Annotated in this window: 14 protein-coding genes and 3 pseudogenes; 9 read left to right on the top strand and 8 right to left on the bottom strand. The window is 59.4% G+C overall.

The features are described from left to right. Positions 1-66: 66 nt before the first annotated feature. The 8 genes and pseudogenes from QA640_RS35050 to rpoH form a co-directional block, all read right to left on the bottom strand. On the bottom strand, positions 67-963 hold the full coding sequence (locus tag QA640_RS35050; protein ID WP_283037357.1) for an SMP-30/gluconolactonase/LRE family protein: 897 nt from the start codon (positions 961-963) through the stop codon (positions 67-69). Then, positions 960-1748, bottom strand: coding sequence for a citryl-CoA lyase (locus QA640_RS35045; RefSeq protein WP_283037356.1), 789 nt, complete (start codon positions 1746-1748; stop codon positions 960-962). The genes QA640_RS35050 and QA640_RS35045 overlap by 4 nt, the downstream gene beginning before the upstream one ends. Further along, a pseudogene (locus QA640_RS35040) lies at positions 1723-1947 on the bottom strand (CoA transferase); the annotation flags it as partial. The pseudogene QA640_RS35040 and the gene QA640_RS35045, both read right to left, overlap by 26 nt. A gap of 39 nt (positions 1948-1986) precedes the next feature. Beyond that, complete coding sequence (locus tag QA640_RS35035; RefSeq protein WP_283037355.1) at positions 1987-2727, bottom strand: ABC transporter substrate-binding protein; 741 nt, start codon at positions 2725-2727, stop codon at positions 1987-1989. Next, positions 2664-3335, bottom strand: a complete 672-nt coding sequence (locus QA640_RS35030) for an ABC transporter ATP-binding protein (RefSeq protein ID WP_283037354.1) — start codon at positions 3333-3335, stop codon at positions 2664-2666. Before QA640_RS35030 ends, QA640_RS35035 begins: the two co-directional genes overlap by 64 nt. Positions 3336-4309: 974 nt before the next feature. Next, positions 4310-5947 (bottom strand): chaperonin GroEL, encoded by a 1638-nt coding sequence (gene groL, locus QA640_RS35025; protein ID WP_283037353.1) that lies wholly within the window; start codon positions 5945-5947, stop codon positions 4310-4312. Between the two features lie 99 nt (positions 5948-6046). Next, positions 6047-6274 (bottom strand): annotated as a pseudogene (locus tag QA640_RS35020) (co-chaperone GroES). A 178-nt stretch (positions 6275-6452) separates the two neighbouring features. Next, on the bottom strand, positions 6453-7346 hold the full coding sequence (gene rpoH / locus QA640_RS35015) for an RNA polymerase sigma factor RpoH (protein ID WP_283037352.1): 894 nt from the start codon (positions 7344-7346) through the stop codon (positions 6453-6455). A gap of 939 nt (positions 7347-8285) precedes the next feature. On the opposite strand from rpoH, the gene QA640_RS35010 reads away from it, so the two are divergent. From QA640_RS35010 to greA, 9 genes and pseudogenes are all read left to right on the top strand, one after another. Further along, complete coding sequence (locus QA640_RS35010) at positions 8286-8483, top strand: hypothetical protein (protein ID WP_283037351.1); 198 nt, start codon at positions 8286-8288, stop codon at positions 8481-8483. A gap of 70 nt (positions 8484-8553) precedes the next feature. Then, a pseudogene (gene groEL, locus QA640_RS35005) lies at positions 8554-9417 on the top strand (chaperonin GroEL); the annotation flags it as partial. A 204-nt stretch (positions 9418-9621) separates the two neighbouring features. After that, positions 9622-9966: a hypothetical protein gene (locus QA640_RS35000; RefSeq protein WP_283037350.1), complete on the top strand. Its 345-nt coding sequence runs from the start codon at positions 9622-9624 to the stop codon at positions 9964-9966. A 509-nt stretch (positions 9967-10475) separates the two neighbouring features. Beyond that, positions 10476-10925 (top strand): Hsp20 family protein, encoded by a 450-nt coding sequence (locus QA640_RS34995; RefSeq protein WP_283037349.1) that lies wholly within the window; start codon positions 10476-10478, stop codon positions 10923-10925. Positions 10926-11003: 78 nt separating this feature from the next. After that, positions 11004-11501, top strand: a complete 498-nt coding sequence (locus QA640_RS34990; protein WP_283037348.1) for an Hsp20/alpha crystallin family protein — start codon at positions 11004-11006, stop codon at positions 11499-11501. Positions 11502-11592: 91 nt separating this feature from the next. Next, positions 11593-12108, top strand: coding sequence for a hypothetical protein (locus QA640_RS34985; protein ID WP_283037347.1), 516 nt, complete (start codon positions 11593-11595; stop codon positions 12106-12108). 530 nt (positions 12109-12638) lie between these two features. After that, positions 12639-13058, top strand: coding sequence for an Hsp20/alpha crystallin family protein (locus QA640_RS34980; RefSeq protein WP_283037346.1), 420 nt, complete (start codon positions 12639-12641; stop codon positions 13056-13058). A 77-nt stretch (positions 13059-13135) separates the two neighbouring features. Then, positions 13136-13537: an Hsp20/alpha crystallin family protein gene (locus tag QA640_RS34975; protein WP_283037345.1), complete on the top strand. Its 402-nt coding sequence runs from the start codon at positions 13136-13138 to the stop codon at positions 13535-13537. A 199-nt stretch (positions 13538-13736) separates the two neighbouring features. Further along, positions 13737-14243 (top strand): transcription elongation factor GreA, encoded by a 507-nt coding sequence (gene greA, locus QA640_RS34970; protein ID WP_283037344.1) that lies wholly within the window; start codon positions 13737-13739, stop codon positions 14241-14243. Positions 14244-15162 lie beyond the last annotated feature (919 nt).

Below are 15162 nucleotides of genomic sequence, written 5' to 3'. Positions count from 1 at the left end.
GCGCGCTTGGTAAACTCGCAGGCCCGGCCTCGCAGGTGAAAAAAGCTGAGCTCCCGCCGAAGAAAATCAAACATGCGCGATGTCGGCGACAAGCACTGAACCCGTCGAGGATTCGGTTATTGCCGATGTATCATTAGCCGCATTCCGCGCGACATTGGTACAGGCCGGACCTGCGCAGGATTTGACGCGGGCAACGCATTCGCCATTCGCCTGCAAGACAAAGACGTGACCGAGCGAGGCATGGGCTACGAACAGACGGCCGTTAGTGTCCATCGCCAATCCGTCAGGGCCGCTCGTTCCGAAGAAAGTATGGAATCGCCCGACTTTTGCGACTCCACCATCATTCGTCAGCGGAACGCGCCAGACGCTATTGTCGCGTGTCATTGCCACGAAGAGAACCGCTTCTTCACGATCGAGCACGAGGCCGTTGGGGCTTGGTCCGTTTGCAATCAGGCACTCCAGCCGGCCATCGGCACGCAGGCGATAGACGCGCCCGGTCGGATCATGCAGCCCTGTCTGTCCCTGGTCGGTGAAGTAGATGTCCCCGTTTGAAGCGATGTGGAGATCGTTGCATCCCTTGAACGATTCCGAATTGCGATGCCGTAGCAGCGGTCGGATCGCGCCCGCTTGCAGATCGACTTCCATCAACCCGTTCAGGTAGTCGGCGACCAAGATGCGTCCGTCACGGGCAATCTTCAGCCCGTTGGGCCAGCCGTCATACTCTACGACGAGAGACCAGACCCCCTCGGACGAAATCCGGAAGATGCGTCCGAACGGGATATCGACGATGTAGAGATTGCCGTCGCGATCAAATGCGGGCCCTTCGATGAAGCAGTCGACTGGTGCGCCGCCCTTGTTGGCGTCCGCCCAGGCGGAACGTACGCCGCGGCGACGGAATTCTTCTGGCATGGCCGAGAACAGCCGCGTCAGGACGAGCTTCGGTGGCTGCTCCAGATACATCATGGCGCGACATACAGATGGCGGCGCTGCTGGCCCTCATACTTATAGCCGAACAGCTTGGGCATCGGCCCCTTGTTGCGGTCCTTGCGTCCGGCCTGCTCCCAGGCATGGGACAGGATACCGACGGCGCGCGACAGGCAGAAGATGCCACGAGCCAGCGGTGCGGCAAAGCCGAGTTCGCCATAGATGACTGCGGTAGCGCCGTCGATGTTCATCGGAATGAGCCTGCCCTTGCGTCGCTGCATCACGCGTTCGATCGCCCGCGCCGCCTTGGCATAGTGGCCTTCGACGCTGCCGTCTGCGACGGCCGCATCCACAAGCGCCAGAAGCGGCGCCGCGCGCGGATCGACAGGATGGAAGCGGTGACCGAATCCGGGCAGATATTTGCTGCGCGTCGCGGTGAAGTGGTCGATAGCGGCTGCCGCCGCCGCGTCGATCTCTTCTTCCTGGCTGCGGCGGAGCACGTAGTCATAGAGCTCGATTGCCTGCTCGCCGGCGCCGCCATGCACGTCATCGAGCGTGTTGATCGCTGATGCCATCGCGCCGTTCAGTGGCAGGCCACAGCTCACGGCCATCTGCGCGATCGCGATCGACGGTGCATGCGGTCCGTGATCGACGGATGCGACGAGCGCGGCCTGCAGCAGCTTCTCCTGCTGCGGTGTCGGCAGTTCACCGCGCAGCATCAGCCAGATCATCGCCGGGAACGAGATGCGGCCGATCAATTCCTCGATCGGATATCCGCGATAGGCGATGCGCCCGGGAGATCGCCACCGACTGCTTGCCGGCATTGACGGCGACGAAGGACAGCCCCTGTAGGCGCTCCGACATTTTGGGGTCAGCGCCGAGCCGGCGTGCAAGATCGCCGCCTTCGGGATTTTCGATCTTGATCACCTCGGCGCCGAGGCGGGCGAGGTGATACCCGCAGAACGGACCGGCGAGCACGTTCGACAGGTCGAGGACACGAATGCCTAATAGCGGCAGGGACATCTGATCAACTCCAGAAGATGAGGCGAGTGAAGCGCCTCATCACTTCAATTGCTTTGCGGCCTGTTCGACGAACTTGTTGGTGAAGGTCTTGGAGAGGTCGATCTCCGCCGCTGCGATCTTGGGATCGTAGTCGCTCAGCACAGCGAGCGGCACTTTGGCGGACTCCGGGTCCATCAGACCGGTCTGCGAAAACAGGTCTTTCGACGCCTTGAGGATCTCGATGTTGACCTCGGTGTTGTCGGTCTTGTAGCCGGCCGGGATGGCCTCGACCAACTGCTCGGTCGGCACCGAATTGATCCAACGATGGGTTTTCAGCAAGGAGTTGACGAGCCGCTGTACCGTCTCCAGATTCTTGTCGATGAAGGATTGCTGCAAATAGAGGCAGGCGGTCGGATAGACGCCCCCGAACGCCTGCTTCGACCCTTCGTGGGTGCGCGCGTCGAACAGCGGCACCGCCGCCTTCTTGCGCGCGAGCATCGTGGCGATCGGATCGAAATAGACCAGCGCGTCGATGTTCTTGGCCTCCAGCGCGACCATGCCTGGCGCACCGCTGCCGACCGCGATGATGTTGACGTCGCGGGGGCCGAGCCTGGCCTTCTTGATGTAGTAGCGCGCCATCGTGTCGGTCGACGAGCCCGGTGCGGTGATGCCGAGCTTAAGTCCTTTCAAGTCGGCGCCGGTCTTGACCTTGTCGGCGAGGTCGCTGCGCACCCCGATCAGCACGCCCGGAGTGTCGTTGAGCAGGAACATGCAGGAGATCGCCTTGCCCTGAGCCTGCATCTGGCGAGCGTGATCGCCTCGTCCAGATCGTGGGTGATGAAGATCAGCGAGCGGCGATCGGCCTGCCAGAGATCGAGCAGGATGCGGTGCATCAGCCGCCTTGTATGGACATCGAGCGCCGAGAACGGCTCGTCCATCAGCACGATCCGCGGTTCCATGATCAGCGTCTGGGCCATCGCCACGCGTTTGCGCTGGCCGCCCGAGAGCTGTTGCGGATAGCGCTCCTCGAATCCCCTGAGTCCAACCTTGGCAAGCCACGGCCGTGCGTGCGCGCGCGCCTGTTCGACCGATTTTCCCTGAAACACGAGGCCGAGGCCGACATTGTCCTGCGCAGTCTTCCAGGGCAGCAGTCCTTCCTGCTGCAGCATGTAGCCGGATTGATCGTTCAGGCCGGAGAGAGGCTTGCCGAATATGCGGACATCACCGGCGGCGGGCTTCAGCAGTCCGGTGACGGTGTTGAGGATGGTGGATTTGCCGCAACCGGTCGGGCCTACCACCGCGACGAACTCGGTCTCGCCGACCATCAGGTCCATGCTTTTGACGGCGATGAACTCGCCGAAGCGGATCATCACGTCGCGCAAATCCACGGCTGTTGCGGGCCCTTCCATAATCAAACTGATTTTGATTCCGCCATTCGGACATCGACGCAAGCCCGCGTCATCTGCCCTGCGGACGCGCATTCGGCCCAAATAGTGTCGCGGATTGCCCTTGGAACCGGGGGCTCGTAGAGTTGCTCCCGGTCCGTGAGCGAAGGCCGTGCGAGATGTCCGATACGGTATTCGATCAGAAAGCTTGGCTTCAGCGGATCGGCTATTCCGGGCCAGTTGCGTCGACGCTGGCAGTATCCAAATGACCAGGATGGAAAAGCTGAAAAATCCTTGAGACAGCGAAGTGCGCTCCAATCGACGTTTATCGGATTGCATCAGGCGCAGCGCGTTTTAGCTCGATCCGCGGCCCGGGCCGCAGCGACCATCATCCAGTCCCGCAGTAATCCTCTGTCTTCCCTCGAGAAGGAGGCCCGGCGCTTGAGATCCTCCAGTGTCTCGCCAGGATGGCATTGCTCGTAATCCTCTCGGATCAAGGACTCCAGGTAAATCCGCTCCTCCTCAGCGGAGAGGTGCGAATGGCTGTGAGAGTCGGTCGGCATGGTTTACGACTTGCGGCGCCGGCACAATGGTGAGCGTGGAGATTTAGTTCATCAAGATGAGCGCGACGAGGGCCGATGGCAGCCGATCGTAGACGGTACGGCCCAAGCTTCGATTTCGTGGGGGCGAGTCAGCTCCCGATAGGTGTCGAGCACTCATTGCCGGCTGCTTGCGGTCAAGTCATCATGATGCGTCTCGCATGGGTTCCCTTCTCGGCATTCTGCCAACATTCTGCTTCATTGACCGCGAGGAGCGGCTGCCTGTGCATTGTCTGGCGCGCCTTCGGCGAGGTTGCGAAGATTGTCGGCGGCTCACCGATTTTCGCGGCACCAACGTGTACGTTGGCAAAAAGCGATCGTTAGGACCATCTCCGGAACCATACAGACTTCCTCCCGAGGGGGTTAAGGTTCTTCGCAAGCGTACGGGCTGTTTGAGGCTCAAAGATCCATTTCGCCGGCACCAGCGGGGACGCTTTGGCCAGCTCCATTCTTCTTTTTCGGCACCTCAGCAACCATCGCTTCCGTCGTGATCAACAGCGCGGCGATCGAAGCTGCATCCTGTAGCGCGGACCTCACGACTTTGGTCGGATCGATGATGCCTTTCGCGAGCAGATTGCAGTACTCTCCTGTCTGTGCATCAAAGCCCCAGGCGTAATCCTTGCTCTCAAGTATCTTCCCGACAACGAGTGAGCCGTCGTCGCCGGCATTCTCTGCAATCTGGCGTGCGGGCCAGCTGAGAGCTCGCTTGACGGTGTCAACGCCATGGCGTTGATCGTCGTTTGCCGGCTTGAGTTTCGCCAGCGATGCAGTGGCACGCAGCAGCGCCACCCCGCCACCCGGAAGAATACCTTCTTCGACAGCAGCACGCGTCGCATGCATGGCATCATCGACGCGATCCTTGCGTTCCTTGACCTCGATTTCGGTTGCGCCGCCGACTCGGATCACGGCGACTCCGCCGGCTAACTTTGCGAGCCGCTCCTGCAGTTTTTCGCGGTCATAGTCCGAGGTGGATTCCTCAATCTCCGTCTTGATCTGCCGGACGCGCGCCTCGATTTCAGACTTTTTGCCGGCACCGCTGACGATCGTTGTGTCATCTTTGTCGATCATCACCCTCTTGGCTCGTCCAAGCATGTTCAACGTGACATTTTCGAGTTTGGTGCCAAGATCTTCGCTGATGAAGTTGCCGCCGCTGAGGATAGCGATGTCCTGCAGCATGGCTTTGCGACGATCCCCAAAACCCGGAGCTTTGACGGCGGCGACCTTCAGCCCGGCGCGCAGCCTGTTGACGACCAGTGTCGCGAGGGCTTCGCCCTCCACGTCCTCCGCGATGATCAGCAAGGACTTTCCACTTTGTACCACTGCCTCGAGCAACGGCAGCAGAGTCTGCAAGCTTGAGAGCTTTTTCTCGTGGATCAGAATGTAGGGTTCCTCGAGCTCGACCCGCATCTTCTCGGCGTTGGTCACGAAATATGGCGAGATATACCCGCGGTCGAACTGCATGCCCTCGACGATCTCTAGTTCGGTCTCGAGCGATTTGGCTTCCTCTACCGTAATGACACCTTCGTTGCCGACCTTCTTCATTGCATCCGCCAAGAAGCGTCCGATTTCCCTGTCGCCGTTGGCGGAAATGGTGGCGATCTGCGCGATCTCTTCGTTCGAAGCGAGCTTTCTCGAATTTTTCCTCAGCTCGCCGACCACTGCCTCGACCGCAAGATCGATGCCGCGCTTCAGATCCATAGGATTCATGCCGGCCGCAACGCCCTTGGTTCCTTCGCGCACGATAGCATGCGCGAGTACGGTCGCAGTCGTGGTACCGTCGCCGGCCTGGTCAGAGGTTTTCGAAGCAACCTCCCGCACCATCTGTGCTCCCATGTTCTCGAACTTGTCTTCAAGCTCGATCTCCTTGGCGACGGTAACCCCGTCCTTTGTGATCCGCGGCGCACCAAAGCTCTTTTCGAGCACGACGTTACGACCCTTCGGCCCCAGCGTCACCTTCACGGCATTGGCAAGCACATCAACGCCCCGAAGCATCTTCTCCCGCGCCGCAGCTGAAAACCGAACCTCCTTCGCGCTCATGATCATTCCTCCCGAAGAATAACCTGGCTGCCCGTATCAAAAGCGTCGACTAGCAACCTTTCTGTCGGCCCGGTCCCAGCGAGCATCCAGAATGTCTGTCTACATCATGATCAGATATTCGATGGTGCCGTAGATTGATCTCGCTCCCGGATCATTTCCCGAACAACACGCGCTCGCCAACCGTGACAGCGATAGGTGTGAGACTTCCGGACTCGTCACGACCGCCAGGGCCAACCGCAGTGACTTCCCCGTTACCACTTCTCCTTTCGTCGTGTCGGGAATGACAATGCCGCCCGGCGATTCCTTCGCTGCCTCGATCCGTTTCATCAAGACACGACGCGCGGTGGACAAGACCTCACGGCCTCCTCCTGATCGAGGGATTTCGATCCCCTTGCTGCTTGGGCCGAAGAAACCCAGCTGCTAAACGACCTAGGTCACCAGCAGCTCTTTTCAAGAGCCTCTTGACCGGTGGAGAGGGGTGACGCCTTTACCGTTCGGCTCCGGTTTACTCCCGACACAAAGTCGGCAAAGAATTCGCGACCCTGGCACGGACTGCGCCTTTGAGGCGCTCAAAGGCGCGCTGCTCGATTTGACGTACTCGCTCGCGTGAAACGCGATACTCTCCGGCCAAGTCATCCAGAGTCTTCGGCTCATCTGCGAGCATCCGCGCTTCCAGAATTGCGCGTTCGCGCGCCGATAGAACCCTGAGTGCTTCCGAGAGGGCCGCCTGTCGTCGCCGGTAATCATCAGCATCCGTCAGCAGGCTTTCGGGATCAGGCGAAGGATCGACCAGCCGGTCTTGCCATTCCTGGGTGCTGTCTTCATCGCTGATCAAGACGTTGAGAGAGGCGTCGCCGCGGAGCCGCCGGTCCATCTCGATCACCTCCGGCGGACTAACCTTCAGTTGCTCGGAGATGTAGCTCACCTGATCCGTGCGCAGATCGCTATCCTCAAAAGCGGACAATTTGTTCTTGAGCTTCCTAAGCTTGAAGAACAGTCTTTTTTGGGATGCCGTTGTGCCCAGCTTGACTAGCGACCAAGACCTCAAGATGTACTCCTGAACCGACGCCTTGATCCACCACATGGCATAGGTAGCCAGACGAACGCCTCTTTCGGGTTCAAAGCGTTTGACAGCCTGCATCAATCCGAGATTTGCCTCCGAAATGAGATCGGCAATCGGCAAGCCGTAGCGGCGATATTTCATCGCGATCTTTGCCGCTAGCCTGAGATGACTCGTCACCAGGTGATAGGCGGCCTCGCGATCTCCATGATCTCGCCAGCGCCTGGCGTAGGCGGCCTCCGCCGATGCTTCCAGCAGCGGGAATTTCCGGATCTCAATCAGATAGCGAGAGAGCCCTCCATCTGGGGAAAGGGAGGGAAGTGCTGCGATTCTTGCCATGACACCCGCTCCTTCTTCCTGGATGCACACCCGCGAGGTTATCTAGACGGGATCGCCGCCTTGGCGGCCACCCAAAGCGCGCAGTTCCAGGCGCTCCGACAAACGGCAATGTATGAAAATTGTTCCGCCCCCGATCCCGAAAACACTCATGGATGGAAGGGGGCAGAGGTTACCGGACGGTAGGCTTCAGATCACCCTTTTGACCCATTGACGGCTCGGTCCGATCACGCGTCCACAGCGTCGAGAGGGTCGGTAAGAATTACTGTCGAATCTCCCTTCGCCTTGGCCGGCTCCACCAGAATGAGGCCCCTGCAGTTTAAGGTCGCCTACTACGTGCAGGTGAAGGCAACGCTCCTATCGCGGAGAACTTGTGGAAGCTCGCAACGGCTCAACAAGACTTTGGGGCGCGGACTTATCAGGTGACCAGGCGGAGATCCTATACCTGCCTCGCCGGTCGCTTTTCGCTCACCGGGCCGATCCCTCGGCATAGACGAATCGAGGCGTCCGACAAGTCTGCTGTTGGGCGCGAAGGGTCAGCAAAGTGCAATGAAGGCGAACCTCGTGCTCGACCAGGACAGGTGAACTGAACAGACGACCTGACCTGCTGGTTATTCCACCAACGCCTCGCCTCGCCAAAACCAGGCTGCTCTTGCTTTCTGCAGCGGAAGAAACGGCGACCCTTGAAGTGTCATCGCGCCGTTCTAAGATTCTTTACCGCCTGGGTTCAATTGCTTGCTGCCCTGATGAAGGCGCTTCGCACGGCCTCTGCAGAGCACGGTGTGCTATGCGGATCGTGAGTGGCTTCACGTGCTTACGCGACGTGAAAAGTTCACAAAAGCGTCCTCGATTGGCGGCGGAGCAGTCGATGATCAGCGTCGCTGGCATGGTACATTCGTGAATGCCGTCGACACGCTGGCAGGCCAAGTCGGAGCCAGTTTGATGATTGACAAAAAGCGCCAAGGGACCTTTGCGGGTGCAGCAGAGCTTGTCGTGCACGCTGAGGCGGCGACCCGCTACCTGAAAGAGATGTGTGAAGCGTGCGCGAACGGCGACAAGGCGGCGACGCGAACAGCACTACGCCAGGCGATCAGCCAGCTCGAAATAGCTAGAGCCTTGTTACGAACCGGCTCTGATTGAACAGAAGCAGAGCCGTCGAGCATCTCGCAACGAGGCTAACATGACTGCAGAGCTTCATGAGGCATTGACGGAGGCGCTTGATCGCGTGACGCTGGTCGTCAACAGGCTGCGCGGTGGCCTCAAGGTTGCAGCTGTGAAGGCGCCGGGTTTCGGCGATCGCCGCAAGGCCATGCTTGACGACATCGCCATACTCACTGGCGGCACCGCGATCTCCGAGGATCTCGGCATCAAGCTCGAGAATGTCACGCTCAACATGCTTGGCCGCGCCAAGAAGGTGGTGATCGACAAGGAGAACACCACTGTTGTCAATGGGGCGGGTGCCAGGAAGGACATCGAAGCCCGCGTTGCACAGATCAAGGCGCAGATCGAAGAATCCACATCGGACTACGATCGCGAGAAGCTGCAGGAGCGGCTCGCGAAGCTCGCTGGCGGCGTTGCTGTGATCCGCGTCGGCGGCGCCACCGAGGTCGAGGTCAAGGAGAAGAAGGACCGCGTTGACGACGCGCTCCACGCCACCCGTGCAGCAGTCGAGGAGGGTATACTTCCCGGCGGCGGCGTCGCGCTGCTCCGTGCGCTCAAGGCGCTCGACGGCGTCAAGACGGTCAACGCCGACCAGAAGGCCGGCGTCGACATCGTGCGTCGCGCGATCCAGGTGCCGGCTCGGCAGATCGTCCAGAACGCCGGTGAGGACGGCTCCCTGGTGGTCGGCAAGCTGCTCGAGAACGGCAACTACAATTGGGGCTTCAATGCTGCAACCGGCGAATACCAGGATCTGGTGAAGGCCGGCGTGATCGACCCCGCCAAGGTTGTCCGGACGGCGTTGCAGGACGCAGCCTCGGTTGCCTCGCTATTGATTACGACGGAAGCGTTGGTGGCCGACAAGCCCAAGAAGGCGGAGGCTCACACGTCGGCTGCGCCGTCGATGGACTTCTGACAAGACTTGCGCCCGGCCATCGGCCGGGCGCTCCCCTCACTTCCGAGCAAGGAGACCGCGAACACGACGAAAAACTGGGGTTCACGATGAGCACGCAGATCGAAGCTCTGTTGCGCAAGAGCGAAGCTGTTCTGAACTGGCTCATGCTGGCCTCGAGTTTCGCAACTATCGCATGGGTAAGTTTTCGAACGATAGGAGGATGAGATGATCAGAGATCAAACCATTGGCTCCGCTCGTGCGGAGAAGCACAAAAAACATATTACCAGCCGCGTCACCCGAAACATGTTGACAGCCTTGCTGGCATCGGCCCTGACGCTGCCGTCGCTGGCCGCCTGGGGAATTGAGAGTTCGCCGCAACAGGCTGCGGCGAAGTCCGGCGACATGCTGCCTTTGCCACCGATTCGATATCTCGACTCGATGCCCTGGATGAACTGGACCGCTCCCGCGCCGACGCTGAGGATCGATACGCTGATGTCCCCGAGCGTCACGCCTTGGGGAATCCTGCAACCTCCTCGGGATCGGACACAGACCTCACCGGCATTCAGCTAATCGATCCTGTGGTGGCGCAATGCGGGCAGCCCAGCGCGGCCCGCGTTGTGCTGACTAATCTTTCGTGTGCCCATGTTGGAATTGCAAACCGCACCAAACTCGGCGTCCCCGGCTAGGTGGTCCGCCCCACTCCCTGCGAACGATGCCGTTCGTCGCTTCCTTGTTGAGAGCAACGGCGGGTCGTTTTGCATTGCAGAAAACTGCTAGACGATCCGAGCACGCCGACGGAGGAGCGGGGCCGGCTGATGCGACTGCTTGGCGAGGCTGAAGCCCAACTCCAGGGTCTCGCCGCATGAGAGCACCCCGAAATTAACCGTGGGAGTCGACCCCAAAAATTTTTGGAGATGCTCTTGAAATCGAATTCGACCCTTCTAATTCGATTTGTGCCGCCTGTGGCGGTGCCGGGCGCCAGCTTTGGGTCCGGCGGACTGAACAGGGCGCCGGACCGGTGTCTTGCACTGGTGTCTTGCGCTCCTTCGTATCCATCTTGCTCTTAGGAGGACTTGGCTATGAGGACCTACGACTTTGCTCCCCTGTGGCGTTCGACCATCGGCTTCGACCGCCTTTTCGATCTCCTCGACGAAACCCAGCACAGGCCCGAGGACAACTATCCGCCCTACAACATCGAGCGGCTTGGCGAAGATCGCTACCAGATCTCGCTGGCGCTGGCCGGTTTTCGCCCGGAAGAGATCGCCGTGACAGCCGAGCAGAACGTGCTGACCGTTGAAGGCCGCAAGAGCGACAAGGACCAGCACGAATATCTCTACCAGGGCATTTCAGCTCGGCCGTTCAAGCGGCAATTCAACCTTGCCGATTACGTCCAGGTGAAGTCCGCGACGTTCGACAGCGGCCTGCTTCGGATCGAGCTCGTCCGCGAGATCCCCGAGGCCATGAAGCCCCGGCGCATCGCCATCGACGGCGGCGCCTCCGCCGGGCAAATCACGCAGAAGGCAGCCTAGGCCGCCTCATGCCTGATCACGTCGCGCGGACAGCAGTCGTCCGCGCGTCGACCAGCTTCATGAGTCAAGGAGGATATCATGGGTATTCGTGATCTTGTTCCGTGGACGAAAGGTCAGCAGCTGTCGACCCGGCAGGAGCCTTTCGATCCGTTTCTCACGCTTCATCGCGAGATGAACCGCCTGTTCGACGATGTCTTTCGCGGGTTCGGCCCGCTTGGTCGTGTTGGCAATCCGTTAATGGAGGGCCAATTCGCCTGGCCTCGGCTCGAACTCAGCGAAACCGACAAGTCGGTCACGGTTTCGGCCGAACTTCCCGGTCTCAGCGAAAAGGACGTTCAGGTCGAGATCGCCAACGGCGTTCTTTCGATCCGCGGCGAGAAAAAGGCCGAACGCAGCGATGACTCGAAATTCGTCAGCGAACGCTACTACGGATCGTTCGAGCGCCAGATTTCGCTGGAGGGCGTCGAGGAAGACAAGGCCCAAGCGGACTTCAAGAACGGCGTTCTAACGGTGACGCTTCCGAAGTCTGAGCAATCGAGCCGCAACGTCAAGCGTATCGCGATCAACACAAACTGAAAGCAAGAAGGCGGCGGCATAATCCCGCCGCCTTCGACCTCGTCTCATATCAACCCGTCTCTCGACGAAAGGAGCCAAAAGGAGACACCACATGAGCCAGGCCAATCGTACTGGCAATAGCGTTGAGCCATTTTTCCACCCGGTATCTCATTACGATTCACCCGACGCTGTCTTGGACGATGCCAAGCTATCGACCGACGAGAAGCGAGTAATCCTGTCGTCCTGGGCATCGGATATGTATGCCGTCGAATCCCACCCGGCCCTTCGTGAGGTCCCAGGCATTAGGCATCGACTCCGTCTGGACGACATCCTGGCGGCATTGAAGCAGCTGGACGAGGACAACGATCCACCGCCACGCGGGGGATTGGCAATGCGGCTGCCTCGTTTCAGCAAGCTTGAATGCACTGCTTCCGACGAGCAGCGCAAGTTGGAGAGGCTGGCGGCGACGAGGCGGTATCGGTCGATGCCGACCGCGCGCACAGCAAGTCATGCGCGGTGGACTCGCGAGGCAAATGTGCGGCGATACCGCAGGCTGCTGAGCACACGACTGACCGACATTGAACGCGACTTCATCGAGCGAAGGCTCGCTGAAGAGCTCCAGGGTTGACAGGACCCAGGGGGCAGTGGGGTCGCCTCGGTGATGTCTACGATTGATGACAGCTTCGGTGAGATCAGATCCGTGCGGAACAACATCTGGCGCTGCCGTAGATTGCTTCAGACTGAACTCGCCGATGCCGAGCGCGAAACTGTGGAGAAGCGCCTTCGTGAACTGCTAGCAAGGTTTGAAGGACTGTTAGCGTCTGCATTCCCTTTGACCTTGAAACTCTGACATAAACTCAGAGGAATGGTCCTGCGGCGTGTGGTGGCTGCTAGCCACTTCTGCAATCATGCGCGCGCTGATTTGGTCCGCGCGAACATCGAGGACCATCACTAGGTATGAGGGCTCGCGGCGGCTAACATCAAATCCTTGCGTCGCGCCTATGCTGAAACAAGACCGCTAAGCGGAGCACGGAAATTTTTCGGCGCTTAGCACTCGCCCCTTGACAGCGCCAACGGTCGTCCTAAGTCAAAGCTACGAGGGGCGACCATGATCCTTCCTCGCCCCGCCAACAAGCTATCTGGGGTGCAAACATGATCATGGGATTTGCCGATCCGTTCGATGCGCTACTCAATCTTCAACGATCGCTAGAGGCGACCCTGTCCTCCGATTGGCTGCAGGATCTAACGGCTAGTCGCGGCCCGTTCCCGCCCATCAACGTTTTCCAGCAAGGCGACGACATCCTTGCGATTGTCGAGCTGCCAGGTGTCAGCAAGAGCGACCTGCAGATCGAGGCAAAGGAAAACGCCATCCGCATCTTCGGCAGGAAAATGGTCGACTATCCAGAGGAGGTCAGCCTGCACCGCCGTGAGCGCACCTCGGGCGAGTTCGACCGTACACTGTCGTTCCCGGTGCAGATCGATCCGGACGGAATCAAGGCCGAATATCGGGACGGCATCTTGGCGCTATTCCTGCCGCGAGCGGAAAGCGACAAGCCACGCAGTATTAAGATCACCTGAATGGCCAAGCCGTCACCCGTTCCTTGCCGCTGTCGGAGAGAGCGGGATGGGCTAAGAGCTTTCGAGGAGGCACGAACATGGCTTCGAAACAGGAACTGCAGGTCGCACAGAAGCGCGAAGTAGAGAAGAAGGAAGAGACCACTATCCCGGCGCGGATATTCATGCCGAACGCTGATATCTATGAGACAAAGGATGGGTTGAATGTAGTCCTCGAAATGCCGGGTGTTGACAAGAACAGCGTCGATGTCCGAGTCGAGGATAAGGTGCTCAAGATCGACGGCAAGCTTGATTTCTCGAAATACCAGGGCCTGCAGCCGCTCTATACCGAATATAACGTCGGCCACTTCTCGAGGAGCTTCCGGCTTTCCGACACGATCGATCAGGGTAAGATCGCGGCTGAGCTCAGGGATGGTGTGCTTTCGCTCAGGCTACCGTTCGCTGAAAAGGCGAAGCCGCGTGCCATTCAGGTCAGCGGATAGCCGTGAAGCGAAGACTTTCTCGTCAATCGAGAGAGCCGACGGTCTCAAATCTGCTCAGCTCGGCGCATCGGGCCAGACGAAGGAGGCCGCAGGCTGGAAGCTTTAGCTTCCTGCTTCGGCCGCCGGTCCGGATGAGAGATGAGCCCGCTGCGAAGACCAGGATCTGTACCACTAAGAAATGATCTGATGCGGAATCTCGATGACAACAATTCCCATGACCGCCGCGGGTCACGCCACTCTCGAAGATGAGCTGAGGCACCGCATCAAAATCGAACGACCTCGTCTGGTTCAGCGAATTCAGCAGGCGATCGCCAGCGAAGCCAACTTGGTTGAGAACTCGGAATATCAGGCTGCGCAGGCGGAGCAAAATGTCAACGAGGCTCGAATAGCCGAGTTGCAAAACAAGCTCGCGCGTGCGGAAATCGTCGACGTATCCAAGCTTTCCGGCGATACGATCAAATTTGGTGCCACCGTGACGCTGGTCGACGATGATACTGGTGAGAAACGGACTTGGCAGATCGTCGGCGAGCCGGAAGCAGACGCGAACAAGGGAAAGATTTCAGTGACTTCACCGATCGCGAAGGCATTGATTGGCAAGACCAAAGGCGTGACCGTACTCGTCGAGGCGCCAGGTGGCGCCAAGGCCTTCAAAATCCTGCAAGTGAAATGGTGTGAGGCCAAGCGAAAGAGACAAGAACAGGTCTGAGGCTAAAAGTGGCCACGGGCTGCCTCAGTCCCTAGCGGAGCCGGCTAAGTCTAAGGTTCTCCGATAGCTGAGTCAGCCAATACCAGACCGTAGGTTAGATCGCCCGACCGCAGCCACCTGAGTAAGCGTCGAACCGCCCCCGTCCCTGCGGCCGGATTGAAGCGATGCCCTGGCCAACATGAGGCACGACACGTGGCAGGGGCCTGCATTAGGACCATTCAGCAGCGTTGCGCGATAGCGAATCGGAACGATAAAGGATTCTGGAGATGAAAGTGCGCTTGTCCGACATAGCCCCTTCCGCCATTCTGGCGGATCACTACCGCATGCAAGCTGAGCTGTGCCATCAAATGGCTCGGATGACCGTGAGTCCTTTCAAAGAGGGCTGGATGGAGCTTGCGGCAGAGTGGACGAAGTTGGCGCGGGAGAGATGCAAAGGACAGAGCGGCCGGGATGCCCGCGCGGCCATCCCTTGATGCGCCTTTATGATGGCAGGTTAATCGTGCGGATGACGCCCGCACACGACAACGTCTTCGACTTCAATACTTTTCTTCACACCGGCCAGGATGTTCTCGCCTCGGCGAGGCGTCTTAGCTGATCCGAAATTGAGTCTGGCCGAGAACCGCGCCATCCTCGCGTCATGTGCCTCTGGTGCCTCCGTGCAGTGGACGGGAACGGTCCCCTCGACCCGCCGGGCGGAAAGCCGATGCGCCTGCGCCCGGTCGCGCGTCGCGCGGAATCGCGCACTTGAGCCCATAATGCTGCAGTGCCGGCTGCGCGATGATGCAAGGAAAATCGGCGCTAGAAAATAAACGGACCTGATCTATGACTGACATCGCACGGTTGTATCAAGGCGCTTCTATTGGGTCCTGTTGCGCTCGAGTACAAGAAACCCGGAGTGGCAGCCGGCGCGCTTCACCGG

Origin of the sequence: Bradyrhizobium sp. CB82, assembly GCF_029714405.1 — a bacterium.
Classification (GTDB): domain Bacteria; phylum Pseudomonadota; class Alphaproteobacteria; order Rhizobiales; family Xanthobacteraceae; genus Bradyrhizobium.
The sequence above is the reverse complement of the archived record's forward strand: the minus strand, read 5'-3'. Positions and strand labels throughout refer to the sequence as shown.

Excerpts from the sequence above, each read along its gene's own strand:
- groL (WP_283037353.1), bottom strand. The coding sequence starts at position 5,947 with ATGAGCGCGAAGGAGGTTCGGTTTTCAGCTGCGGCGCGGGAGAAGATG.
- QA640_RS35000 (WP_283037350.1), top strand. The coding sequence starts at position 9,622 with ATGATCAGAGATCAAACCATTGGCTCCGCTCGTGCGGAGAAGCACAAA.
- greA (WP_283037344.1), top strand. The coding sequence starts at position 13,737 with ATGACAACAATTCCCATGACCGCCGCGGGTCACGCCACTCTCGAAGAT.
- QA640_RS34990 (WP_283037348.1), top strand. The coding sequence starts at position 11,004 with ATGGGTATTCGTGATCTTGTTCCGTGGACGAAAGGTCAGCAGCTGTCG.
- QA640_RS34975 (WP_283037345.1), top strand. The coding sequence starts at position 13,136 with ATGGCTTCGAAACAGGAACTGCAGGTCGCACAGAAGCGCGAAGTAGAG.
- QA640_RS34995 (WP_283037349.1), top strand. The coding sequence starts at position 10,476 with ATGAGGACCTACGACTTTGCTCCCCTGTGGCGTTCGACCATCGGCTTC.
- rpoH (WP_283037352.1), bottom strand. The coding sequence starts at position 7,346 with ATGGCAAGAATCGCAGCACTTCCCTCCCTTTCCCCAGATGGAGGGCTC.
- QA640_RS35045 (WP_283037356.1), bottom strand. The coding sequence starts at position 1,748 with ATGCCGGCAAGCAGTCGGTGGCGATCTCCCGGGCGCATCGCCTATCGC.
- QA640_RS35035 (WP_283037355.1), bottom strand. The coding sequence starts at position 2,727 with ATGCAGGCTCAGGGCAAGGCGATCTCCTGCATGTTCCTGCTCAACGAC.
- QA640_RS34985 (WP_283037347.1), top strand. The coding sequence starts at position 11,593 with ATGAGCCAGGCCAATCGTACTGGCAATAGCGTTGAGCCATTTTTCCAC.
- QA640_RS35010 (WP_283037351.1), top strand. The coding sequence starts at position 8,286 with ATGATTGACAAAAAGCGCCAAGGGACCTTTGCGGGTGCAGCAGAGCTT.
- QA640_RS35030 (WP_283037354.1), bottom strand. The coding sequence starts at position 3,335 with ATGGAAGGGCCCGCAACAGCCGTGGATTTGCGCGACGTGATGATCCGC.
- QA640_RS35050 (WP_283037357.1), bottom strand. The coding sequence starts at position 963 with ATGATGTATCTGGAGCAGCCACCGAAGCTCGTCCTGACGCGGCTGTTC.
- QA640_RS34980 (WP_283037346.1), top strand. The coding sequence starts at position 12,639 with ATGGGATTTGCCGATCCGTTCGATGCGCTACTCAATCTTCAACGATCG.